Origin of the sequence: Rothia dentocariosa ATCC 17931, from assembly GCF_000164695.2 — a bacterium.
GTDB lineage: Bacteria > Actinomycetota > Actinomycetes > Actinomycetales > Micrococcaceae > Rothia > Rothia dentocariosa.
This window is the reverse complement of the sequence record NC_014643.1, coordinates 532,942-558,065: the sequence shown is the minus strand read 5'-3', so window position 1 is coordinate 558,065 and position 25,124 is coordinate 532,942. Positions and strand designations below refer to the sequence as shown.

Sequence of the window (25,124 nt, the reverse complement as noted above, 5' to 3'; positions counted from 1 at the left end):
TGGGGTGTTACAAACCCCGCCCGTGCCGCATCCGACACGGTACTCTTATGTACATGAAGGTTTTGGTACTGGGCCCCGGCGGCCGCGAACACGCAATTATCCGTGCGCTTATGCGCGACCCACAGGTGACCGAAGTTCACAGCGCACCCGGCAACGCGGGCATCGCTCAGGACGTTCCGGTACACGCCATCGACGCCAATAGCCCTGAGCAGGCTGTCGCGCTTGCCCGTGAGCTCGCCGCAGACCTGGTGGTTATTGGCCCTGAGGCACCTCTAGTCGCCGGTGTTTCCGATGTTCTGCGCGAGGCGGGCTTCGCGGTCTTTGGTCCCTCTGCGGCTGCGGCACAGCTTGAGGGGTCCAAGGCATTCGCCAAACAGGTGATGGAGGAGGCAAACGTGCCGACCGCCCGCGCCTTCGTAGCCACAACCGACGCCGAAGCGGCGCAAGCCCTTGACGAATTCGGCGCCCCCTACGTGGTGAAAGACGACGGGCTCGCCGCGGGTAAAGGCGTGGTTGTCACCGAGAACCGGGATGCCGCCTTAGAACATGCGAACGCTTGCTTTGCCGCTGGCGGTTCCGTGGTCATCGAAGAATTCTTGGACGGTCCCGAGGTATCGCTCTTCGTCATCAGCGACGGAAAGAACGTGCTCCCGCTGTCTCCTGCGCAGGATTTCAAGCGCATCTTTGACAACGATGAAGGCCCAAACACCGGCGGGATGGGCGCCTACACCCCGCTTGACTGGCTGCCTGCAGGATTTGTGGACGAAGTGATCGAAAAGATCGCCCGCCCCACCATCGCTCGCATGGCAGAACGTGGCACCCCGTTCGTGGGCGTGCTCTTCTGCGGGCTCGCCGTTACCAGCCGCGGCGTGCGCGTCATCGAATTCAACGCTCGCTTTGGCGACCCCGAAACCCAGGCGGTGCTGGCACGCCTGCGTACCCCGCTCGGGCAGCTGCTTCTTGCGGCATCTCGCGGCGAGATTGCCGAAGACACCTGTCTGGAATGGGATCCCCGCACCGCCGTAGATGTGGTCATGGCGGCAGAGAAATATCCGGGAACCCCGCGTAAGGGCGATGCGATTGCGGGGCTTGAGAGCGCATCCGCTATGCCCGATGTGCATGTGGTGCATGCCGGAACCGCTGTCGCGGGCGAAGAGATTGTGACGGCGGGCGGTCGCGTGCTCGCCGTTGTGGCCCTGGGCGATACCCTCGCCCAGGCTCGCGATGCCGCCTACGAAGGGGTACATGCTATTACTTGGGAAGGCGCACAATACCGCACCGATATCGCTCTCAAAGCGGTGCAGGGGGCGATTACCGTGCCCGAACTCCGCAACTAACCGCTATTCTCTATTCCTGCGAGCAGGTGGTTTTTGGTCGAACAGGTAGGATTTTCTTACCGGCTCGCCCAAAAGCAACCTGCTCGCGGTGTATTCCCGCCGGGCGCCAAGTAACAGAACTTAACAGCCAACCCCGAGAACACGGCGTTGCGGCCGCATTCGGATTCACATATCGCGGGATGCGGGCATTGTCCGGTAAGGTAAAGAATAGGTAAACACGCCGCGCACATTCGCCCCACAGGAGAACTCCCCATGAATTCCCGCAACAACCCACCCATGATTCCGGGGTGGACGCACGTCTACTCAGGTAAAGTACGCGACCTATACGTTCCCGAAGAAAGCCGCTATGACGCTGCCGGGCTAACAGTCAGTGATGATGCTGAAATCCGCGCAGGCTCCGTCATGGTCGTCGCCTCTGACCGCATTAGCGCCTTCGATAAAATTCTTCCCACCGAAATCCCCGATAAAGGCAAAATCCTCACCCAAATGTCGCTGTGGTGGTTTCAACAACTTTCGCATATCCCAAACCATGTGATTTCAACCGATGTGCCCGAATCAGTCGCAGGGCGCGCCATGATATGCAAATCGCTCAATATGTTCCCGGTCGAGTGCATTGTGCGCGGCTATCTGACGGGTTCGGGGCTCACAAGTTACCGCGACACCGGCAGCGTAGCAGGCATCGAACTCCCTGCGGGGCTTGTGGATGGGTCACGCCTCGAAACCCCAATTTTCACGCCGACCGGCAAAGCCGAAGTAGGCCAGCACGATGAACCGGTTACCCGCGAAGAACTCTACGCCGAAGTAGGGCACGCAATCGGTAACCGGTTGGAAGAACTCTCACTCGAACTCTACAGCACCGCCGAAAAAATCGCCCGCGAGCAGGGCATTATCTTGGCTGATACCAAAGTCGAATTCGGAACCGATTCCTACCGCGGCGAAATCACCCTCGGCGACGAATTGCTCACCCCCGACTCCTCACGATTCTGGGATGCGAGTGAGTACGAACCCGGAAAATCCCAACCGAGCTTTGATAAACAGTTTGTGCGCGACTGGCTGCGCTCGCCGGAATCGGGCTGGGACGGTTCGGATAATGTGCCTCATCTGCCCGAGGATGTGGTCGAGAAGACCCGCGCCCGCTATGTTGAAGCCTACGAGAGGCTGACCGGCACGAAGTTCTAGATAGACTAAATGCGCGAGCAGATAATATTTTGACGAGCAGATAGCAACCCGTTATCTGCTCGTCAAAATATTATCTGCTCGCGGAAATTTTCTACGCCAGATGCTCCTCATGCAGCACCACCTGATGCGGCAGCGCATCCGCATCCATCACCTGAGCCTGCCGTTCTCGCTGTTGGTCGCGGGCGCGGTCCGAGAGCGAATAGAACCATTTGATGTGCTCGCACACCCTCTCATAGGCGGCGTCTTCGTCGCGGGTGGAGATCGCCTCGTAAATGCCCCGGTGCTGGTCTTGAAGCGTCTGCTTGACGGAATCCCAATCGCGCAGCAGCGGCACCGCCTCCTGCACGTAGCTGATAGTCGCCATGTGCAGTGAATCGATCACGGTATCGAGCACAATGTTTCCGCCCAGCTTTGAAAGTTCGTAGTGAAAGCGGGTATCGCAGAAATGGAAACGCTCGTTCGAGACCTGCGGCAGATCCATCTCACGCAGATGCTCGCGGGCGTTCTCCAACGCCAAATCGCGTTCGGGGGAGTCGGGGGCATTTGCGGCGGCACGTGCAGCCGGTCCCTCCAGAAGCAAACGTGTAGAAACCACATCTTTGACCGGCAGGTTGCGGGTTGCAATATGCATGCGCAGTGCCCAGCTGAGGGTGTCGGAGGGCTCCGAGATGACGATAGCGCCCGATTTCGGCCCCGATCCGCTACTGGAGCGAATCAGCCCCAGCGCGTTGAGAATACGCAGGGCCTCGCGTACCGAGGGCCGAGAAATTCCGTGCTTTTCGGCCAGTGCACGCTCGGAAGGCAGCTTATCACCGACACGCAGTTCGCCCAGGCGCAGCCGCCGCTCGAAGGTTTCAAGAATGATGCTGTAGCTGCGTTCCTGTATGCGGGATGTCGAGTCTGTCAGGTGAGTCATGAGGTGTTCCCATCCTAATAAGTCTCAAGATGCGGGTGAGAATAAAATAACCCGCCGTGTGTGCGTTTGAGGCGGCTCAGGTGGGGTGGGAGAGTGCCTGGGCCTGTGAGGAATAGTAAGAGAAACGCGCGGGGCGGCGTACCGTGAAGTACACCGCCCCATCGTGGTTTATGCGTTTGTATGTGCAGCGTACCGGTTAGGGAATCAGGAACGAGAGCACGTTGGTCTGCAGGAAGACCAGAATACAAACCACCACGAGCATGGCGAACGACCAGGGAACCACGGCCTTGAGAATGTCGGATTCCTTACCTTCCATATCCACGGAGGTTGCCGCGATAGCCAAGGACTGCGGGGAGATCATCTTACCGACCACGCCACCGGTGGTATTAGCAGCCAGCAGCAACTCGGGGGTTGCCCCAGAAATACCGGCTTGGTGCAGGTTCTCGGCGGCGGAGACCTGCAGCTTCGAGAACAGTGCGTTGGCGCTGGTGTCCGAACCGGTCACTGCGGTACCGATCCAGCCCAGTGCGGGTGCCAGGATAGCGTATACGGGGCCGAGTCCTGCCAGGAAGGTACCCATGGCAACGGTCTGACCCGAGAAGTTCATGACGTATGCCAGTGCCAGCACCGATGCAATGGTCAGAATTGACCAGCGCATACGGTAGACGACCGAACCGAATTCGGTGAACAGAGCGGGGAACTTGAACCCGTAACGACCCTTTTCGTTGAAGAGGAAGTAGATAACACCCACGATCAGACCCGAAATAATCAGCAGGGTGCCGGGGTTCGAGAGCCAGGTGAAGGAGTAAACAGCATCCTTAACTTTTGTGCCGTCTTTGGTGACCAAGCGGGAGCTAAGCGCGGGAATATCGATTTTGATAGCCACGGTTTTCAGCCATGCCTTCAACTCTGCACTGAGGTTCACGAGACCGAAGATAACAACCACGATCAGGTAGGGAAGAAGAGCCATCCACACGCGCACGGCGGGCAGTGCTTCTTTCTCTTCGACCTGTGAAGGCAGGCCGTAACGCTCACGCACGCCTTCTACGCCGCGCGGTTTCCAGAAGCGCAGGAAGAGCACTGCTGCACCCATCGAGACGATACATGCCACCACGTCGGTGAGGTTGTATGCGGGGGTTGCTGCGGTTATCCACTGTGCAATACCGAAGGAAATGCCGATGACGAAGGCGGGGAGCCATGCATCTTTAACACCCTTCATACCGTCGAGGATGAAGAGCAGAATGACGGGCACGAACATTGCCAGGAACGGTGCCTGGTGACCAACGATGGTTGCAATAACGTGCGGGTCTTTGCCGCCAACATCGCCTGCAGTCACAATCGGGACGGCGACGGCGCCGAAGGCCACAGGCGCGGTGTTAGCAAGAAGCACGGTAATAGCTGCTTTGAGCGGTTTCACACCAAGGGCAAGAATCATGGTTGCGGTAATTGCCACGGGAGCACCGAACCCTGCGAGGGCTTCAAGCAGACCACCGAAGCAGAAGGCAATCAGAATCGCCTGGATGCGCAAATCGCCGCCACCCAGACGGTCGAAGGTACGGCGTAGGTCTTCAAAGCGTCCGGCAAGCACGGTGACCTGGTAGAACCAGATGGCACCGAGGATCACCCAGCAGATGACCAAACCGTAGATAGCGCCGCGCACCGCGCTGAGCCCTGCCAAATCGAAGGGCATCGTAAAGCCGAGGCTTGCCACCAGGATAGATGCGGCAAGTGCCACCAGCGCCGACCAGTGCGCGCGTGCCTTGACGACGAGTAGCATGATGAAGAAGGTCAGCAGCGGTATGGTTGCCACGAGCGCGCTTAGCCCAAGGCTTCCCCCGACTGCGTTGGGTTCAGCGAAGAATGTATTCACTGGAACTCCTTTGGTTCGGTTCAATGTGATGTGGTCAGACCAATCAAAATTCCACGGATTCGTGGCGACTATGGCACCCTTCTGGGATGTGGTCTGACCATTAGCTTCATGTGAAGCCTACCCGAAGGGTGCTTTGAGATACAACTTATAGAGTGCAGGTGTGTTTTCCGCACGATGGCGGGGGAGAGGGGTGATATTTGCGTTCGGGGCATCAAAAACGGGTTGTTCCAACTTCTGGCATTAAATTTCAGCTCTGCGCATAGAGATTTTGCGCACTGCATTTTTTCGAGATGTTCCTGGGTTGTGCCACCCGATATTGCAAGGGAGTGCATAGGTAAGATATGCATATTTGCGGGAAATTATGCAGAGAAATCGGGCAGTTCCGCATCAGCTCGCGGATGCTGCATATACACCCGCCGGAATGTCTGTTTAAGGTATCTCGAAACATTGGGGTTGCTATGACCTAAAGTATGCTTTACTACCTGAAACTAAGGGAGTCCTTAAAACTCAATTTGGTGAGAAAAATGTTCGTTATTTCAATTAAAGGAATGCTCCGAACCTGGTGTTAAATGAAGATCAACGAAGAAAGTCTACGAATACGTTTCTACACCGATATGACCGGTCCCCGTATACACCGGCGGGTTCCTGAGAGAACATGGTCAGTCATGATCCTGGCGCGTTGAAAACCCGCGTTACGTAAATTCGGCACAGGAATTTGCGTCCCGGAGCGCATACCGCATCCCACATCAGCGGTTCTGTAGAGACTCGAAACCAGAAAGGACGGATAACATGCGTATTGCGCTTTTCTCCACGTGCATTGTTGATGGCATGTATCCCCGCGTAGCACGCGCGACCGTCGAGATTCTAGAACGCTTGGGGCATGAGGTTGTTTACCCTCCCGGGCAGACCTGCTGTTCCCAAATGCACGTCAATTCCGGGTACTTTGATGATGCTTACCCCGTCGTAAAAAACCACGTCGAGTCTTTTGAGGCGTGGGACTGGGATGTTGCCGTGGCACCCTCAGGTTCCTGCGTGGCATCCCTGGGGCACCAGCAGCCCATGATCGCTCGTCATCAGGGCGACGAAGATCTTGCCGTGCGGGCAGAGCAGATTGCCGCACGTACCTTTGAACTTTCCCAGCTTCTCATTGACGTTCTGGGTATCACCAACGCCGCCGAGCAGCTTGGTTCTTACTTCCCCGAGCACGTGACCTACCACAGCTCATGCCACGGTATGCGCCTGCTGCATCTTGGCTCCCGTCAGTCAGATCTTGTGCGCACCGTTGAAGGCATTAAGTACACCGAAATTGAGGGCCTCGACCAGTGCTGCGGCTTCGGCGGAACCTTCTCGTTCAAGAACGCCGATGTTTCCGGTGCGATGGTTGAAGATAAAGCAACCAACGTTGAGAAGACTGGCGCATCCGTATGCACCGGCGGTGACTGCTCCTGCCTGATGAATATCGGCGGTGCACTCTCACGCCGCGGATCCTCTGTTAAGACCGTCCATTTTGCCGAAATCCTCGCCTCCACCAAGGAGAATCCGCTGAAGATTGACGGCAATGTAGAACTCGCCTTCGCATAGAAAGTAGGTTGATGATGACTTCCACCGCAATCCCCCTGGGTATGCCGAAGGTCGTGCACTACGGCGAAGGCAATATCTTTGAGAACGAACCGTTCCCCGAATACGCCAAGCGTGAGCTGAAGAATGACCAGCTGCGTAATAACCTGCGTTTCGTGACCCATGCTATTCGCAATAAACGTGCCCGCGTCACCAGCGAGCTGCCCGACTGGCAGGAGCTGCGCAACACCGGCGAAATGGTGAAGAACTATGTGCTCTTCAACCTGCCCCAAATGCTGGAACAGTTCGAGCGCAACTTTACCGCGCGCGGTGGCCACGTACACTGGGCGCGCGATGCTCGCGAGGCAAACCAGATCGCTCTCGATCTGATTCGCGAACAGGGTGTGGACGAGATTATCAAGATCAAGTCCATGGCAACTGCCGAAACCGGTCTGAACGAGTTCTTGGAAGAGAACGGCATTAACGCCATTGAGACCGACCTTGCGGAAGAAATTGTGCAGCTGGGTGAAGACCGCCCCTCGCACATTCTGGTTCCGGCAATTCACCGTAACCGCCGCGAAATCCGCGATATCTTCCTTAAGAAGATTGAAGGCATTAACCCGGATATTACCGATGAACCCGCTGAGCTTGCGGAGGCTTCGCGTAACCGTCTGCGCGAGAAGTTCCTCTCGACTAAGGTCGCCGTTTCGGGTGTGAACTTCGGTATTGCTGAGACCGGCACCATGACCATTGTGGAATCCGAAGGCAACGGTCGTATGTGCCTGACTCTGCCCGATACCCTCATCTCGTTCATGGGTATTGAGAAGCTGCTGCCCACCTTCCAGGATTACGAGGCATTCCTGCAGCTTTTGCCGCGTTCTTCCACCGGTGAGCGCATGAACCCTTACACCTCCATGTGGACGGGCGTAACCCCCGGTGACGGCCCGCAGAACCTGCACGTGATCCTCATCGATAATGGCCGTACCGCCGTGCTGGCCGATGAACTGGGCCGCCAGGCGCTGCGCTGCATCCGTTGCTCCGCCTGCATGAACGTGTGCCCCGTATACGAGCGCGCCGGTGGTCACGCCTACGGTTCCACTTACCCCGGCCCGATTGGTGCAATTCTTTCGCCACAGCTTTCCGGCATTGAGGCGGCGCACAATAACTCGCTGCCGTACGCATCTTCGCTATGCGGTGCCTGCTACGAAGTGTGCCCCGTGAAGATCAACTTCCCCGAGGTGCTGGTGCATCTGCGCGGTAAGGATGTTGAAGCGAAGCACGCGAAGAAGCACGCACCCACCCAGATGGACGCCATGATGTACGGCGCTAAGAAGCTGTTCTCCTCGGGCAAGATGATGGCGGTCGCCGAACGTGGTCTGCCGATGTCCCGTCTGATTAGCGGCAAGAAACATAAGATTACGAAGGTGCCCGGAATTGTCGGCGGTTGGACGGACTACCGCGATATTCCTGAGCCTCCTAAAGAGTCGTTCCGCAACTGGTGGAAGAAGGAAAAGTCTGGCGCACCCGCTCGCGACAGCGCCGAGCGCGTGGATATTGCCGCTCTCATCGAAGCGAATAAGGGTAAGGTTGCAGAAGCCGCAGCGAACGCACAGGCTGCGGCCGAAGCTCAGGCGGCTCGTGAAGGTAAGGAGAACGCATAATGTCCTCTGCGAAGGAAGATATTCTCACACGTATTCGTGAGTCCCTGTCGGATGCCCCCGAGGCACCAACCCCCGTGCGTAATTACCGCCGCGTGAGCGAGCTGAACCGCGAGCAGACTATTGAGATGCTGGTGGATCGTCTGATCGACTATAAGGCGAACGTCTTTAACGCGACCGAGTCGAATATCGCCGAGGTTATTGCCGAGCGTCTGGGAGAGAACTCGCGCTATGTGGTTCCCACCGGGCTGAACCCCGAATGGCTGCCTGAGGATACCGCAACCCGCGTGCACGTCACCGATTCGGGGAGCACTCTCGAACCCGGCGCGCTTTCGGTGCACGAGCTTGACGCCGTGGATGCGGTGGTCACCTCCTCGACCGTATCGTGCGCTGAGACCGGCACCATTTTCTTGAACTCCACCCCGCAGGAAGGTCGCCGCGCGATTTCCCTGGTACCCGACCATCACGTGTGCGTGGTGCCGGAATCCACGGTTGTGGAGTTGGTGCCGGAGGCGATTGAACGCATCACCTATGAGCGCCCGGTGACCATGATCTCCGGGCCGTCTGCGACCAGCGATATTGAGCTGATTCGCGTGGAGGGTGTGCACGGACCGCGCATCCTGGATGTGGTGATTCTCGAAGGCAAATAGCCGGTTCGGCAAATGCGGTAAACGGACTATGCGGTTGAGCCTAGAACCGCTGACGCAATGAATAGAAGGGGATGGGAACCTAATATGGTTCCCATCCCCTTTCATTGTGTGCAGCGTACTCTCTGTGAGTAGCATTCTGTACTAAGAGTCTAGGGTATGACATGAGGAGTCCAGCAATATGCAGTGTAAAAATTTCTCAAGGAGTATTGAAGAAATTCACGTTCTTCAAGGTATTCTTATAGGTGTCAATTACATGAACACCGTTGAGCTTCCGTGACTTAATAAAATTGAGGATGCATGCCATGAGCGATGAACAACCACAGAGAACCGAAATCGGATACGCGAACCATAATCCCCTTATATTTGATCATTCTGCAGCTTCCTCATTCGCAGATATATGTCAGAGAGCCTCGCGAGAGCTTAAATTTCTGCTACCTCATCTGCGTAGAACTGCTGATGAAGCACTTAAAGATTTCAGAGGGTATTTCGCTGAAGTTTACCGGCGGAATATGGAGATAGCTGTTGAGGGCGGAAACGCTATTATCAGCTACCTGGAGCAGCTAGAACGGTCTATTAACCAAATCAATAGATCTGCTTATGATGAACGGAGAAACCGCCAGAAGGCACGCGAGTATGAGGATGACTGGTGGGGGCTTCATAAAAGCTGGGATGAGTTTTGGGGATTTGCGCCGCCAGTAGATGAAATTATTCCTCCCAATGTTCATATTGAGGTTGTAAGACAGCCTTCACGTGAGTTTCCTCGTATAGGAGAGAATACAGAACAGGGTATGTCGGTATCTTCGCTCCGACCTTCCAGACTGATGATAAGCGCTATGCAAACTGAGAGCCTTGTCTCTGGGCTTAGTTATTTTCCTAATAAAATACGTGAGAAAGCTGCGGAATTTTCTGCTGGAAGCCAGTGGGGGAGCGTTGACTGCGAAGACTTTATAAAAGCATTTGAGACATGGAATGAAGAGAACCGCCAAGATCATCGGTGGGCAGATACTATTGCGAACGAATTTGAAAAGGCTGGAGCTGCTGGCGAGTTTATTACCCTCTCGGACGCGGCGTTGCAAAACAGCTTAGATCTTAAAGGTATACGTAGCAACCGCGCCGACCTAACGATTCCAGCACCTATGGTGACGGGTAAAACGCCTTCAAGTGGTTTCGCAAACGACCCTGTTAATGTGGCGACGGGTAACTTTATCGAGCCGGAGATTGACCTTGAGTATTCCGGTCTTGCATCATCCTGTGCTCTAACCCGCATGTACAACAGCGTCGCCTTGCTCGATGACTCTATGGATGCCGGCGTTTTTGGTCCTGGTTGGTCATCGAATCTGGACGTAAAACTATTTTTTGAGGACGAAGGCGCAACCCGTATTTTTCCTGATGGGCGGCATATCTTCTATGCACGGCAGGGTGAAGGGTTTGCCCGAGCTCAGCGAGAAGCGCAATGGCTTGAGCGTATAAGTCTTGAAGAACATCATGACATTGACTCCACGCTTGAATTCATTCTGAATACCACAGAGCAACATGTCGGTGTGCTCTACTGTGCCCAAGATAATCAGGGAACCCGAACCTATTTCTCTCCGAGCGGTACCTGGCTTGGCGCAACTACTGGCCCAGGAACTACAATTGCTGCTTTGCGTAACAGCGAAGGTCAAATAGTTCAGCTTATACACGAACTTGGACGACATATTAAGATTCAATACCGTGATGGGCGCGTTTCTTACGTAACCACTTCTACTGGTGAGCATGCTGAATATATGTACGGAGGTCTTGCAGAACGAACTGCTGGACATCTCACGGGTGTAAATACTGCGCGAGGTACCCGTACATACGAGCATGATGAGAATAATCTGATTTACCGTGTTATCGCAGCAGATGGTACCGTCGAGGTTACTAACTCCTATGATGAACGAGCCCGTATAATTCAGCAGCTCACCCACTACGGGCGTACCGTGCGGTACTCCTATCTGAACCACGGCATCACCGATATTGCCAATACTGACGGCACCGATGCAAACGTGTGGGTTAGCGATGAATACGGTCGCCTGGTTGCCCTGCACGATGCTGGAGGCGGCCGTACTACCTTCTCCTACGACACCTTCGGTAACCGCCGTCTCGTAACGGAACGCGATGGGAGCCGCATACACAGGTACTACGATGAGCGTGGTCGGCAGATTCGCGAGATCACCGCCGAAGGCGCAGAAACGCTCACTACTTACGATGAATTTGACCGGGTGACCTCTCAAATCATCTCTACTTTTGAGGTGGACCAGCGGAAACGCTACGAAACGTACATCGCCCACCTGAACGGGGAGGGAACGGAAGATAGTACACCGCAGGTCCTTGCAACCCAGACCTTCACCTATGCCAGTCCTGAGGATCGCTATCCGTCTGCCGTGACTGATGCCCAAGGCAACACCGCCACATTCACCTGGAATCAGGGAATGCTGATCCGAACCGAAAATCCTGAGGGCGTAGGGGTGAACTTCACCTACGACAAGTTTGGGCAGCCGGTTACTATGAGTAATGATCTGGGCGAGACCACACGTCTGGAATACACTCCTTCAGGCCAGCTAGCGGCAGTAACAACACCACTCGGTTATCGCACGACTCTAACCTACGATAACGCAGGTAACCTGATCTGCTATGAAGACCCCACGGGTGCTCTCTGGAAATTTGAGTATGCTGAAGGTGCTCGCCTGACTGCTACCGTTGACCCCCTGGGCGCGCGTCAAGAGTACACATATGGCGCCAGCGGCGATGTGGTTCAGCTTCGCGATGCGCTTGAGCGCATTACCACACGTACTTTCGACCTCTATGGAAATATGAGTTCGGAAACCTTGCCCGGCGGTAGAACCTTTACCTATATCTATGACGGGTTGGCACGTCTGGTGGAAACCGTCGACCCTGCTGGCGGTTCCTGGAAACGTGCTTACGACGCGGCAAGTACGCTTACCAGCACGATCGACCCGACCGGTGTGCAGGTGAAAAATATCGCCAATCGTACCCACCGCACAGTGACGCAGCGTGACGGTTCAGGTACAGCAATACGGGTGAAGCTGGATCAGCTGGGACGCCCGGTAGCACGCGAGGAAATCCCCTCGCCCACGGAAACCGTTCAAGAGCGTGCGGCATCTGGTGAAGAGCGCATCGTCTATGATGCCGTGGGTAACCCGGTTGAAATCCTTGATGCCGAAGGCGGCCTGACGCGGTACGAATATAACCGCGCGCATCAGCTTGTGCGTGAAGTATCTCCCGCAGGGCGAGTCAAAACCTACGCCTACGATCGAGCGGGGCGGCTCGCGTCTGTGACCGATGGAAACGGGAATACCACCGAGCTGGAGTATGATGCCGATTCGCGCCCGGTAGCACGTAAATTTGCGGATGGAACTGTAGAACGCATGACGTACGACCGTGCCAGCCGTATTATCAGTGTGGTGGGTGGTTCGCAGCTTCCGACGCACTATACCTATGATGCCGCCGGGCGCGTAACAAGTATTCGTGATGGTAAGTACGGTACCCGCTCCTTCGTTTATGACGCCGCAGGTCAGGTTATCACCATGATTAACGGCGTAGGCGGACGTACCCATTACACCTATGACGAAGCCGGGAATGTAGTATCGATGATGGACCCGGCAGGCGCCATTACCAGCTACGAATATGATGTTCTGGGCGATATGGTACGCCGAGTTGATCCCGTAGGTGCCGTGACAGAGTACTCCTACGACGGTGCTTCGCGCCTAGTTTCAAAGACTAACCCTGACCGCAGGGTTCATGCGTGGGAGCACGATGCAAACGGCGAGGTGACGGCATACCGTGTTGACGGTGAGCTGATGGCGCAGATTGCCCGAAACCTACGCGGCCGAAGCATCACCGTGCGGGACTGGACCGCAGTTGGCGGTAAAAACTCGGGTCAAAAACCTTGGGTGACCCGTACTCACCGTGACCGCCTGGATCGCGTGGTCAGCGTTCGTCACGGAGTCGGTGAATCGGTGCTGTCCTCCGAAACCTCGGTTGCTGATATTTCTCAGACCTTCCTCTCGGAAGGAACATACGAGCTAGTGTATATCTATGATGCCGATGGCTACCGCACGGGTTTGATTAGTCCCTATGGCATGCAGAGTTACACCTACGATAATGCCGGAAACCTGGTATCGACGGGTGACTACCTTCAGGGAGAAACCGCGTCCTTTGCCTACGATGCCGTTAACAACCTAGTACGTGCTCGGGTGGGAGATATTGTTCGCCGCTGGAACTACACGGACGGTCTGATCACGGAGTATTCCGAAGAGTCTGCATCTTCAGGCGATGTTTACAGACATGCTCAGATTATGCGGGATAGTGAAGGACGCATTATTGGTGTCGATTCTCCTGCTGGGTTAGTCATGTACTCCTATGATGGTTCTGGGCAGCTGGTGAGTGCCCGCCGTGGAAACGAATACATGACCTGGAACTGGGGGAGTGCAGGCACGCTGGAACGTGAAGTATACGCGCTCGTCGAACCAGAAAATGCAGAAAATCCTGGGCTTCTACAGGTTGTCGCTGCCCGTGTGCGCCTTTTCACCTATGACGCTGCGGCTCAGCTTCACAACGTTTGTACGTATACTCTCGATGTTTCTTCTGATGAGATCGCGCATGCTGATGAGTTCCTAAAGCAGCACGGTCTAGAGCATCCTCAGGCTTTCACCTTGGGCGCTTTGCCATTAGACAATACGCTAACAGAACCTATCGAGCTTTCACTGTCTCAGGTTCGTGTGTTTACCTACGATGCTAACGGTCACCGCACGGGTGAGCGTACCTCTGACGGCTCTCAGATAGACGTAGATTTCAATCCTGCCGGGTATCTGGCAGCTGTGTCGCGTGTGAATGCTGCGGCTGCTGAGGGTACTGTTTCTGCGGCAGCTTCCTATGAAGGCGAGATTTACCGGGTGACAGGCGCAGATGGCGTATCGGTTCCGGTGGTGTGGGATGATCTTTTGGGTGTGCCCACGCTTATGGGTGTGGGGTCTGCGTCCGCTGCTGAGCTTCCCGAAGGTATTGCCGATAGTGCTTTAGATTTTTCGTTGTCTCAAGACCGTGAGTTCTCGATTCCCATGCTGGCACCGGGAACGGGTTCACTCGATCCGTTTAGCGCCTACAGCCCTCAGAGTAGCGCGCCTTCACCAGCTCAGACATCTATGATGCCGGATGCGCTGTCTCTGATTTCTGTGCCGCGTGCTGGTGGTATCAGGATTGCAGGGGTAAACGTTCTGGGACACCGGATGGTGGATGGGTCGACGGCTTCGTTCCTCTCGCGTGACCCACTTCCGGCAATTCCCGGCGCTGGCTGGGTAGGGAACGAATATTCTCTGGTCGGCAACAACCCCGTAGGGCTCATCGACCCATGGGGACTCTCACCTATCTCGGTTGAAGAACTGAAGAAGCTGAGGGAGATTCATAACGGTTGGAATTATTTTCAGGCTTGGTGGAAACAAACCCTTTTAGAAGCTGCTTTAAAATGGGACGGGATTGTATCTGATATAAAATTGTGTACAACACTTGGCATGCTTGCTATAACAAAAATTTCCATTGATGGTTTATCGTGGATCGGGCAAAATCTAGAGAAGGTTATACTTACTTTAGGTAAAATTATCCTTATGCCAGTTGATTGGGCGTATCGGATCGGTACTGCGTTCTTTACGGCATATGTATACGTTTCAAATGCGTATATGTATATAAGTGGGTACGTCCAAGGATTTACTTTATCGTTTTTGGCAAGTAAGAATCAACCCTTAATTGTATCTCTCGTGAATTCTCACTATTTTGGATTAAAAGTAGCAAATGCAAGTCCTAAACTTGAGGATTCCAAAAGGACTCCAAAAATTGAATATTTAAATATTGAAGAGCAAATTGATAAACCTGAAATGCCTGATATTTCCCCTTCTCCTCAGGAGCCGCCACGGCGATTAGATGAAATTGCTGAGCGTATGAAACAGGTTGATTCAGCAGAATATGTAAAAGAGATGGAAAAAAGGGATAATCGTGGATATTCTGGCGTTCAATTAGATATATACAAGAATAAGAGTACTGGAAAGAAGATTGTATATGTGTATATTTCTGGTACGGATTTTAATCATAAAACAGGAGAGTTGGGAAGTATTGGGTCTAATCTTGGAATATCCGGTGGAGAGTCAAGTGATAAGATTGATGATATGTCTCCGTACCCAAGGCTAGTTGCTGAGTCTTTAAATAAGGAAAAAATATCTCCCGATGATCAGGTTGTTCTTGTTGGACATTCTCAAGGTGGTGCTGTTGCATATAACTTGGCAAATAATGAAGAATTTAATAATAAGTATAATGTAAGTAATGTCGTTACCTATGGAGCTCCAATTGATAATTTACAGGGGCAGAATAAAAATTTGCCTCATCAATTTAACTTGACGCAGGTGGAAAACCGTTATGATCCGATACCTTCAGCTACTCCATACCCGTTATTTTCATATGGGAAACCGGAGGGTGCAAAAATTACGGTTGAGTCATCTCCATACGAGGCACTTTCACCTATGCACTATCACGATATGAGTGTTTATGATCGAGCTACGCGTGAGTATATAAAGAATCATCAAAACGAGCCTCAAATATCTGTTGAAAGTGGTGTTCTAGAACCTGAAACAAAGCTATATACTGGGACGAATACAGCAGTAGAGAATCCGGCTTTGAGATGGGCTGAAGAAAATAGCCAAAGTTATAAGGGGTATTATGGAAAATAATAAAAATAATCTCTCTCGTCGGTTCTTGTGTCTGTATGGATTTGGAGCCTCTCTGGGTTTGCTTGTTACTTCTTGCGCTTCGGTATCTACGCCAAGAGAAACATATTTAACTTCATCCTCTCCAAGTTCATCGGGAGTTTTAGGATCCTTTTGGGATAATAGGAACTATCAAGGGAAGTTAGAGTATTGGGAGTTTCAGGCGGTTGGTAAGTTTATTCCTGGGACTCGGGAGCATCGTGCGTGGGGTGTTCCAAATCCTCGCCCTTATCAGTCAAGTAACGAATATATCGTTTCTAATGTCTGGAGTGCTTTAGGTTTTTGGGTGTCTGCTCTGAATTATTTGTTGCTTACGGGGGAGACAGAGCCTTTGAAGATTATTGATCCTGAGTTGAAGACGGCTCGTCCTGATATTGTGAAGCTGTATGAGGATGAGACTGGGTGGGTGATGAGTCAGGATAAGTCACCGTTAAAAGGTGAGTTGTTGGAACCGCATCCTGCAGAAACGTTGGAGGATTCGAAGGTGTTTACGTGGTCTGCTCGTTTAAATGTAGATGCTGATGCCCTGGTGTTTTATGCGGACACGAAGGAGAGTCGTCCTTTAGCTGATGTTCTAAGGTTACAATCGGGTGAGATTCAGCTCCAGGTTGCGTATGTGGAGGGTAAGTGGAGGTCTGAGACTGCTTATGATGTTGTTTATCAGGTCTCGTGAGAGGTTTTAGAGTTTTTTCTTCTCGATATTAGAACCGTCGTCATTGACGAAATACCATTCATTATTTGAATAACGTAAGCCGATTGCGGATTTCTTCTCAGCTTTTTGATCTGAAAATTCTAGAAATGGTGTAGTTGTTCCAGTGGTAGAGTTATAAACTTTGGTTTCTGGAGATATTCGTATAATACTTTGCCATTCTCGGATCGAGGGATCATTTAGATTATTATTTGATCCCGCTGTTTCAAATTCGACGCTGCAGGGATGCTGTGGTCCTATAACCCATCCGGTTTTTTCTTCATAGAGTTTGATAATTTCAGAATTAAGAGTGAGTCGAGCATCAGTGATTTGGCTAAGAGGTTTAAGATCTCCAGTCAGGTACGCGTAGTTAACTGCTTCTACCCAATAAGCTATAGAAGCGTAAAATCCATTGTTGCTGTATTCGTTGATGTAGTCGGGCATGAGGGGTTTAGGGACGTTTTGCGCCGGATGTTCGGTGGTTGCTGGAATGAATTTACCGTGTTTTTCGTAGGTATCAAGACGAACGGGTCCATCGTAGTCATATTTACTGCCAATATCGAAAGATTGCGTCGGCTTAGGGTATGTGGCTCTTGCTTTAGGAGCGCTTCGTGTAGTGGGCGCGCATGCGCCAAGTGCGAGCGTTCCTATGCCGAGCCCAAGAGTAAGGAAAGTACGGCGTGTGGGCAGGTGTGTGGGGTTCATGGGTGTTTGGCTCTCTGGGCATTTTGGTCAGTGTATTACTCTATTGTATAGGGTTTGGGTTGTTGCCTGACCGATTTTGCTGCGATGAAGGGGAGTATGATGGGCAGATTATCTCGCCGATTAATGTTTACTGGTGGTTGGGGTGTTGTTGCTGGCTCGGTGTTGAGTGCATGTGCTGTTTCTAGGCCAGCTCCTTCTAGAACTGAGGGTTTTTCGTCTTCTCCTTCGTCTACGGAGGAGCCATTTTGGAATAGTAAAGACTACTCTGGAGTAGTGAAGTTTGGTGATTATCAAACTGTGGGAAAGTTCGAAGCAGGAACTGTAGAGCATCCTGCCGTCAGTACACCTATACCGCGCCCTCATCAAACTTTTCAGGACTATTATGTATCAAATATTTACAGTGCAGTTGGTCTCTGGGTTTCTGCTCTGAATTATCTGTTGCTTACGGGGGAGGTAGAGCCTTTGAAGGTTATTGATCCTGAGTTGAAGACGGCTCGTCCTGATATTGTGAAGCTGTATGAGGATGAGACTGGGTGGGTGATGAGTCAGGATAAGTCACCGTTAAAAGGTGAGTTGTTGGAACCGCATCCTGCAGAAACGTTGGAGGATTCGAAGGTGTTTACGTGGTCTGCTCGTTTAAATGTAGATGCTGATGCCCTGGTGTTTTATGCGGACACGAAGGAGAGTCGTCCTTTAGCTGATGTTCTAAGGTTACAATCGGGTGAGGTGCAGTTGCAGATTGCGTATGTGGAGGGTAAGTGGCGGTCAGATACTGCATATCACAGCATTTATACCGTGTCCTAAAAAAATATTAAAGTGGTTTTCTCTGGTTGATTGACCCGTCTTCTTTAACGAGGTTCCAGTGACCATCAAGATACCTGAGTCTGGCGTTAACTTCCTCCTTCTCTACCCTGTCAATAACTTTCAGGAAAGACTGCGTGGAATTATTGGTGGAGTCGTATACTTGAGCCTCTGAGGAAATATTGATAACACTTTGCCATATACGGTCGGGTGATTTTAGGGTAACGTCATGCGATCCTGGTGTTGAAAGTTCGATGGTAAAAATATGTTGTGGTCCTATAACCCATCCTGTATTTTTCTGATATAGATCAAGAACCGCTGAAGGAATAGTCGCGGTTGCATCGGTGACTTGGCTTAGTGGTTTAATATCACCAGTAAGATATGCATAGTTGACGGACTCAACCCAATAGGCGAGGAAAGCATACATTCCGTCGCTGCTGTATTCATTGATGTAATGGGGTTGGAGAGGTTTAGGAACGTTTTGCGCCTTGTGTTCTTGGGTTCCAGGAACGTATTTCCCGTGCTTTTCATATGTTCCTAGCTGTATGGTGCCGCTGTAGTCTGCTCCACGGTTTTGTTCAAAGGTCTGTGAAGGGGTCGGATATACCTCACTATACTCGTACTGAGAAGTCCTACCTTCTGGCCGGGCACACGAACTTAACGTGAACGTCCCAGAAATACTGAGTCCGAGGGCGAGAATGGTTCTGCGCGTGGGCAGGTGTGTGGAATTCATGGGTGTTTGGCTCTCTGGGCATTTGGTCAGTGTATTACTCTATTGTATAGGGTTTGGGTTGTTGCCTGGCTGATTTTGCTGCGATGAAGGGGAGTATGATGGGCAGATTATCTCGCCGATTAATATTTACTGGTGGTTTGGGTGTTGTTGCTGGCTCGGTGTTGAGTTCATGCGCTGTTTCTAGGTCAGCTCCTTCTAGAACTGAGGTTTTTTCATCTTCTCCTTCGTCTACGGAGGAGCCATTTTGGGATGAGGAAGACCAATCAGGCGTTACAAAGTATTGGGAGTTTCAGGCGGTTGGTAAGTTTATTCCTGGGACTCGGGAGCATCGTGCGTGGGGTGTTCCAATTCCTCGCCCGTATCAGTCAAGTAACGAATATATCGTTTCTAATGTCTGGAGTGCTTTAGGTTTTTGGGTGTCTGCCCTGAATTATTTGTTGCTTACGGGAGAGACAGAGCCTTTGAAGATTATTGATCCTGAGTTGAAGACGGCTCGTCCTGATATTGTGAAGCTGTATGAGGACGAGACTGGATGGGTGATCAGTCAGCATTTATCGCCTATGGAGTCGCCGATAAAGTTAGAGTTGCTGGATCCCAAACCTGTTGAAACTCCTGAGGGATCTAAGAACTATATGTGGCGTGCTCGGTTGAGTATAGACGCCAGTGCTTCGGTGTTTTATGCGGACACGAAGGAGACTCGTCCTTTGGCTGATGTTCTAGGGTTACAGCCGGGTGAGGTGCAGTTGCAGATTGCGTATGTGGAGGGTAAGTGGAGGTCTGAGACTGCTTATGATGTTGTTTATCAGATTTCGTGAGAGGTTTTAGAGTGGTTTCTTATAAGAGTTAGAACCATCATCATTCACAAGATGCCATTCTCCGTCTGTATAACGTACATCGCTACTTATATCAGCTTTTTCGCGGGCACCAATAAAATCTGTAAATAATTTCTCTGATTTATTGGCGGTTACGTAGACCGTAGCTTCTGGTGAAACTCGTAGCACACTTTGCCATTCATAGATTGTGGAATCTTTGAAATCGTTTCCTGAAGCTGGTGTAACCAGTTCAAGAGTATAAATATGTTGTGGCCCAATAACCCATCCTGTGTTATCCTCATACATTTTGAGGATTTCAGGATGGATAATTTTATACGGATCTGTTATCTGGCTTAGAGGTTTAAGGTCTCCGGTGAGATAGGCGTAGTTGGTTGATTCTATCCAATATGCTAGGAAAGCACAGATACCATCATGGCTGTACTCATTAATGTACTCGGGTTTTAGGGGTTTGGGAACGTTTAGTGCTTTATGGTCGTGAGTCGCTGGGGTGTATTTTCCAGATTTTTCATAATTATCAAGCCGAATAATTCCATCGTAGCCGTACCCATATTCGGGCTCGCGGACAAATGATTGTGTTGGCGAGGGGTATGAGGGGCTTGGTTTTTCTTGGCTGCGTGTTGATGGTGCGCATCCGCTGAGTGTAATGGTTGTGGCGGTGAGTCCGAGGGTGAGAATGGTTCTGCGCGTGGGCAGGTGTACAGAACTCATCGGGTCTCGCTTTCTACGCATTATGGCTGGTGTATTTACTCTACCGCATGGGGGAGTATTAGGTTTACGTGGTAGGTAGCTATATGCGAGCAGGGTAAGGGAGGCAAGGGAAGCAGAGGTAGTCGAAGAAGCCTGCTGCATTGCATACCCCGTATGCAATGCCCCCGCACCACCCGGGCAGCATGAGAACAGCACGGAGGTGGATACGGCAGGCGTGCAGAGGCAAGGTCGCCACACACACTAGCACGCGCATCACGAAGCTAGGGGAGTAAGAGCATCCGCCCACAGCACGAGCACAGCGAAGCCCCCGCCGCGCATCCGGGAGAGTAACCCGGTGCCCAGCAGGGGCTTCTAGGAACAAGCTACAGAACTTTACGCGCGAGCGTCGAAGTGCTGCAGACCGGAATCTTCGCGGCTACCGCCTTGACCGTCGCCAACATCGCGGTAATCGCTGATCCATTCAATTTTCTGAACCCACTTGACCATCTTGTAGCCGTGCATGGAATCTGCACGCAAGCGTAGGGGACCACCGTAAACATCCGGTAGGGGCTTATCGTTCATACCCCAAGCCAGAATGGTTTCGTCCTCCATTGCCATGGAGATATCCAAGCATTCGTAGTAGGGTTCGGTGGGGCGACCATCGTAGGTGTGACCCACGTGTCCGAAGGAAGTCACCATAACGTACCGTGCGTTATCGTCCTTTTCGACAAGGGCGAGTACATCACGCAGGCGAACGCCTTCCCATTTGGCGATGCCCGTCCACCCCTGCATGCAGGTGTGCATCGTAATATTGACTTCCTTGCCCAAGGACTTCAAATCGTCGATGCTTAGCGACTTCGGTTCTTTCACCAAACCGCCCAGCTCCAGGCGATAATCTACGAAGTCCTGTTCGCGCAGTCGGTTCCATTCGGTGCTTTCACGCTCTGTAGGCGGGCGTGTGTTAACCCAGTGGAACGGCGAAATGTCGGCGTCCGTGAAGGTCTGCTTCTTGACCTGGCGTGAGGAGATGCGATCCAGGAACAGGTTGCGAACCGGCTGGGTCAGACCCCAAACGAAGGTCTGAGCGAAGCGCAGGTCTCGATGCGACCAGTAGGAAGCACCGATCCAGACCGCGAGAACTACGACGACACCAACGATCAGCATGGTCACTGCCTGGGCGAACTGTGCCGCATCAATCTCGTTGTAGTTCTTATTGAGCATCATGTGCGCAATGTTGTACTGCGGGTGAACGATGAGTACCAGCGCCACGTGCATGATGGTGAAGACGCAGTAGAACGCCATGCCCAAGAAGTGAATTGAGCGGGCGGTCTGGCGGTTACGGAACAACCGCACGTAGCGTGGGAAGCGACCGCAGAATGCGGGGCTCATGATAGGACCGGTGGCAATCATCAGTGGTGCCACGATGAAAACCACGGTGAAGTACATGAGCTTCTGAAGCGCATCGTAGGGTTGGAAATGCTCAATAGAGGGGATTTGGAAACCCGCGTAAATCTGGATGGACTGCCATGCCTCGGGGAAAATATCCCAGGAGGTAGGAACAATACGGCGCCACTGACCCGTAATAAAGAGTAGGCTCACATAAACCAGACCATTAGCAATCCAGATGACGGTAGTGAGAGCGTGCCAAGCACGTCCCAAGCCAATCTGAGCCTTACCGGGGAGCGAAATCAGAGGGGAGAGGCTTCGTTGATCGTCGCGGGCGGTGTATTCGCCAGGAACGGTTGAAACCTTATCCTTCGTGAACTTGAGCCACTCAGACCCGGGGGTGCAGTGGTTGTTCCAGTAAAAACGCGGATGTGAGGCAATAACTTCCCAACCGGATCGGATGAGAAGTCCAATCATCAGAAAGTTAATGAAGTGGGTGATGCGCAGCCAGGCAGGAAAGTCTAGTGCTACACCACCGGCACTCATCATGAGTGTTTGGTGCATTTGTCTTCCTTAGAATGACTGTGTGTGCGTATGGAATTAGTGTGTGAGGCCGTAAAGTTGAGATGCTCTAATGAGCTATTCAGAGGTTGAGTCCATATCGTTCTCCGTCCCTGTAGAGCTCGTCTGTCAACGCGGGACTACCCGGAAGAGTCATGTCTCGACTAACCTGCAACCCCACATGAGATATTGGATTCTGTGGGATTTATGAGGAGCCCTGCCGTATCTATTTCATCTTAGCTGACACAGTGTCACTCGCAAAAGATAAGAGTCGTAACACGCCGAAAATTTGTCGTAAAAATACCGAATATTACGGACTTTTGAGGGTGTTAATGACCTTAAGTAATGCTGCCGGGTAACGATTACGTGACGGGTAAATTATGGAATTTAAGAGGTTATATGTATAAAAACTTAGGATACCCTTTTTGTGGGTTTAGAGCGATTAAACCAAAATTACATGTTCTTATTTTATGGTTTCAGACACCTCAACTCGTTGGTGCCCTAAAACCGGTAAGCGCGATGCACGCGAACGCAGCAGGTGAGGCTCGGTCGGGCGCATCTCCCCGCCCGCACCTAGAGCGTGAGCAGATATTATTTCGGCGAGCAGATAGCGGATTGTTATCTGCTCGCCGAAATAATATCTACTCGGGGAAAGGGCACCCCAAGAGGATACGAGCGAGAGGGCTGCAAAGTCCGTTCGAGAGTCCGCGGTGCAAAGACCTCAAGTCGGTAAACCGTCTGAACCTTGTAATTTTCCGAATGTGCCGCATCTGCGCGGGAAAATCGCCTGGCTCTGTTCAAATGCGGGTGTGGGATGGGAATGTGCCGCATCGACGCGGGAAAATCTCTACAATGAACCATAAACGCCGAACGAGCAGAGTCTTGCGCCAAGTCTACAGGATCAGCAAATGAGTAATGATATGGATCTTCGCACCTCCTATAAAAAATTCATCCAGGACTTACCCCAGCTTCTCGCGGACAAAGGCCCTGAACAGGTATATGCCCTGTACAAAGCCGAGAATTATGGCAGCCTGCGCGCGGGCGGGTTCCGCGAGGAAATCGAACGACTGGCCAGTCCCGCACCTCACTGGTGCGATCAGGGGTTCTTTCGGTTAGCCGAGCTCTACGATGGGCTGCAGCTGAACCATGACGACGGCTATTTTCTGGCGCTTATGAACTTGAACGTTTCGCTTCGGCAGAGTCTGCTGCGCCACGACCGGCAATTTCGTGACGAGCTGCTGTGGCACCTGTTCACCGTCGAGGGAACCCCCGAAAGATCGTTCGCGACGGTAGATAAAAATACGTTCAGAAACACCTGGCAGAGAGAACTGCTTGATGCTTCCGCCGAGGGGCTGATTCCCCGGGAATATCTGCTGGATGCGTGCCTGGCATCGTTAGCGCGGGACTTCGCGACCTACCGCGCCGGGTGGTTCTCCCGCATGTATGCCGCGCTCAAACCCACCGCCGCAGAATCCGCTCAACGGCAGGATACGCTCGTAAACCTGCTGGGGTCGCCGGTGGGCACGACCGTCACCCTAGCGGTCAAACAGCTTTCGGCGGTGCATCGGGCGGGTCTTCTTGACGCCGACTGGTTCGTTCGCGGATGCGCCCCCGCGCTGCTGACGAGCAAGGCGAATGCGCTGGCGATCCTCAAACTCTTGGCTTCTTTGCGCGGTACAGTCGGTGATACGCCGGTTGCCGAAACATCTGTTGTGGGGCTGAACCACGCGCATCCACAGGTGCAGGTGGCAGCCGCAAAATTGCTGCATCAAGCCAAAGCGACTGAAACGCTGCATCAGCATGTGCAGAACCTCAGCCCTGTTGCACGGCAGGAATTAGAGGATGCCGAACTCCTGAAACGTACAGAAGAGGGAACCGCGCAGCATACAGCCTTGAAAGCCCCAGCGCAGACCGAGCAAACCGCCGGGGATACGGACCACGATGCCCCGCCTCCTGATTACGTGCGTTCCGGGAAAAGTACGGGGAAAGTCCCCAATATTCTTGAGAGCATTCGAGTGAGTTGGGATTATCGTGAAAGCGAGGCGAAACGCCCCAACGGCAAACCCGAAAACGTGTGGTGGAGCCCCACCGTGCACCTGCCTGCCGCAGAACCACACCACATGCCAGACGAAAAACATCTACTCACCCTGCACTATGCAACAACGAGTTGCGAAGAACTGGCGCGCCTCTGCCCTTCCTCCACAGTGCCCGTGGCGGTAGGGCTGTTGGAACGATGGGTCTTTCTCGACGAAGAAGACGGGCACCACTATATGCATGATATGGTCCAGACTCTCAGGAATCATCCGGGGCAGTGGAACTTCATCACTTCGCAGGCGCTCGCTGTGCTGGCCACTTCAAAGCATCATATAGACCGTGCGGGAGCCGCCGAGCTGTTGGCGGAGAACCTTGGTGGTCGGCTCTCCTACGAAGACGCCACTACAGGGTTCTCGCAGGCTGCCCCGGCGCTGATGTTCACCCGGTGGGCGCATACCTTTGAAGATATGGCGGCCATAGACCCGCGCATCACCCTGCGTTTCTTAGGGGGTCTGCTGCCGCATTGTGAGCGCACCCAGCACGGGATGGGGAAGCTTCTGGGCGTATATGCACAGGAATACGTGCGTGCTCACGGCGCGAAGCGTAGCGTGAATGATTCCCCGCAGCTAAGCCCCGAGATGACCGCGTGGTTAGGCGGTTTTAAAGGGTCCTCGCAGGCGGCAAAACACGCACGGGCTATCCTCAAAACCCTCACCTAAATACACTTCCTCAGCC

General features: G+C 52.8%; 16 protein-coding genes. 10 read left to right on the top strand and 6 right to left on the bottom strand.

The features are described 5' to 3' along the window. The first annotated feature begins 53 nt into the window (after nt 1-53). Nucleotides 54-1,337 carry a phosphoribosylamine--glycine ligase gene (gene purD / locus HMPREF0733_RS02405; protein WP_041321865.1) on the top strand — a complete coding sequence of 428 codons (1,284 nt, stop codon included), beginning with the start codon at nt 54-56 and terminating at the stop codon, nt 1,335-1,337. A 252-nt stretch (nt 1,338-1,589) separates the two neighbouring features. Next, entirely contained in the window at nt 1,590-2,516 is a 927-nt protein-coding gene (locus tag HMPREF0733_RS02400) for a phosphoribosylaminoimidazolesuccinocarboxamide synthase (protein ID WP_013397791.1), read from the top strand. A gap of 91 nt (nt 2,517-2,607) precedes the next feature. On the opposite strand, the gene HMPREF0733_RS02395 is transcribed toward HMPREF0733_RS02400, so the two are convergent. Together HMPREF0733_RS02395 and HMPREF0733_RS02390 are read right to left on the bottom strand one after the other, a co-directional pair. Further along, nucleotides 2,608-3,432, bottom strand: a complete 825-nt coding sequence (locus tag HMPREF0733_RS02395; RefSeq protein ID WP_004005518.1) for a FadR/GntR family transcriptional regulator — start codon at nt 3,430-3,432, stop codon at nt 2,608-2,610. A 196-nt stretch (nt 3,433-3,628) separates the two neighbouring features. After that, on the bottom strand, nt 3,629-5,302 hold the full coding sequence (locus tag HMPREF0733_RS02390; protein ID WP_013397790.1) for an L-lactate permease: 1,674 nt from the start codon (nt 5,300-5,302) through the stop codon (nt 3,629-3,631). A gap of 789 nt (nt 5,303-6,091) precedes the next feature. On the opposite strand from HMPREF0733_RS02390, the gene HMPREF0733_RS02385 reads away from it, so the two are divergent. The 5 genes from HMPREF0733_RS02385 (at nt 6,092) to HMPREF0733_RS11340 (ending at nt 16,634) form a co-directional block, all read left to right on the top strand. Further along, the gene (locus HMPREF0733_RS02385; protein WP_004005516.1) at nt 6,092-6,883 is read left to right on the top strand and encodes a (Fe-S)-binding protein; all 792 of its coding nucleotides are present in this window, start codon (nt 6,092-6,094) and stop codon (nt 6,881-6,883) included. 11 nt (nt 6,884-6,894) lie between these two features. Further along, nucleotides 6,895-8,520, top strand: coding sequence for a LutB/LldF family L-lactate oxidation iron-sulfur protein (locus HMPREF0733_RS02380; protein ID WP_013397789.1), 1,626 nt, complete (start codon nt 6,895-6,897; stop codon nt 8,518-8,520). Further along, on the top strand, nt 8,520-9,167 hold the full coding sequence (locus tag HMPREF0733_RS02375) for a LutC/YkgG family protein (protein ID WP_013397788.1): 648 nt from the start codon (nt 8,520-8,522) through the stop codon (nt 9,165-9,167). The genes HMPREF0733_RS02380 and HMPREF0733_RS02375 overlap by 1 nt, the downstream gene beginning before the upstream one ends. A gap of 509 nt (nt 9,168-9,676) precedes the next feature. Further along, a complete protein-coding gene (locus tag HMPREF0733_RS02370) occupies nt 9,677-15,925 on the top strand; it encodes a DUF6531 domain-containing protein (RefSeq protein WP_049775419.1) in 6,249 nt (2,082 codons plus the stop codon). Then, complete coding sequence (locus tag HMPREF0733_RS11340; RefSeq protein ID WP_244864795.1) at nt 15,915-16,634, top strand: DUF6318 family protein; 720 nt, start codon at nt 15,915-15,917, stop codon at nt 16,632-16,634. The genes HMPREF0733_RS02370 and HMPREF0733_RS11340 overlap by 11 nt, the downstream gene beginning before the upstream one ends. A 6-nt stretch (nt 16,635-16,640) precedes the next feature. Here the strand turns inward: HMPREF0733_RS11340 and HMPREF0733_RS10710 are convergent, their stop codons facing one another. Next, nucleotides 16,641-17,354 (bottom strand): DUF6318 family protein, encoded by a 714-nt coding sequence (locus HMPREF0733_RS10710; protein ID WP_013397785.1) that lies wholly within the window; start codon nt 17,352-17,354, stop codon nt 16,641-16,643. Nucleotides 17,355-17,450: 96 nt separating this feature from the next. Between HMPREF0733_RS10710 and HMPREF0733_RS11335 the strand changes: the two genes are divergently transcribed. Further along, nucleotides 17,451-18,158, top strand: coding sequence for a DUF6318 family protein (locus tag HMPREF0733_RS11335; RefSeq protein WP_244864793.1), 708 nt, complete (start codon nt 17,451-17,453; stop codon nt 18,156-18,158). 7 nt (nt 18,159-18,165) lie between these two features. Here HMPREF0733_RS11335 and HMPREF0733_RS10705 read toward each other — a convergent pair whose 3' ends face one another. Continuing rightward, the gene (locus HMPREF0733_RS10705) at nt 18,166-18,888 is read right to left on the bottom strand and encodes a DUF6318 family protein (protein WP_013397783.1); all 723 of its coding nucleotides are present in this window, start codon (nt 18,886-18,888) and stop codon (nt 18,166-18,168) included. A 95-nt stretch (nt 18,889-18,983) separates the two neighbouring features. Between HMPREF0733_RS10705 and HMPREF0733_RS11330 the strand changes: the two genes are divergently transcribed. After that, entirely contained in the window at nt 18,984-19,703 is a 720-nt protein-coding gene (locus HMPREF0733_RS11330; RefSeq protein ID WP_244864792.1) for a DUF6318 family protein, read from the top strand. Between the two features lie 6 nt (nt 19,704-19,709). Here the strand turns inward: HMPREF0733_RS11330 and HMPREF0733_RS10700 are convergent, their stop codons facing one another. Continuing rightward, nucleotides 19,710-20,429 carry a DUF6318 family protein gene (locus HMPREF0733_RS10700; RefSeq protein ID WP_013397781.1) on the bottom strand — a complete coding sequence of 240 codons (720 nt, stop codon included), beginning with the start codon at nt 20,427-20,429 and terminating at the stop codon, nt 19,710-19,712. A 372-nt stretch (nt 20,430-20,801) separates the two neighbouring features. Next, the gene (locus tag HMPREF0733_RS02335) at nt 20,802-22,358 is read right to left on the bottom strand and encodes a molybdopterin-dependent oxidoreductase (protein WP_004005513.1); all 1,557 of its coding nucleotides are present in this window, start codon (nt 22,356-22,358) and stop codon (nt 20,802-20,804) included. Nucleotides 22,359-23,263: 905 nt separating this feature from the next. On the opposite strand from HMPREF0733_RS02335, the gene HMPREF0733_RS02330 reads away from it, so the two are divergent. Continuing rightward, entirely contained in the window at nt 23,264-25,108 is a 1,845-nt protein-coding gene (locus HMPREF0733_RS02330) for a DUF6493 family protein (protein WP_013397780.1), read from the top strand. Nucleotides 25,109-25,124: the final 16 nt, after the last annotated feature.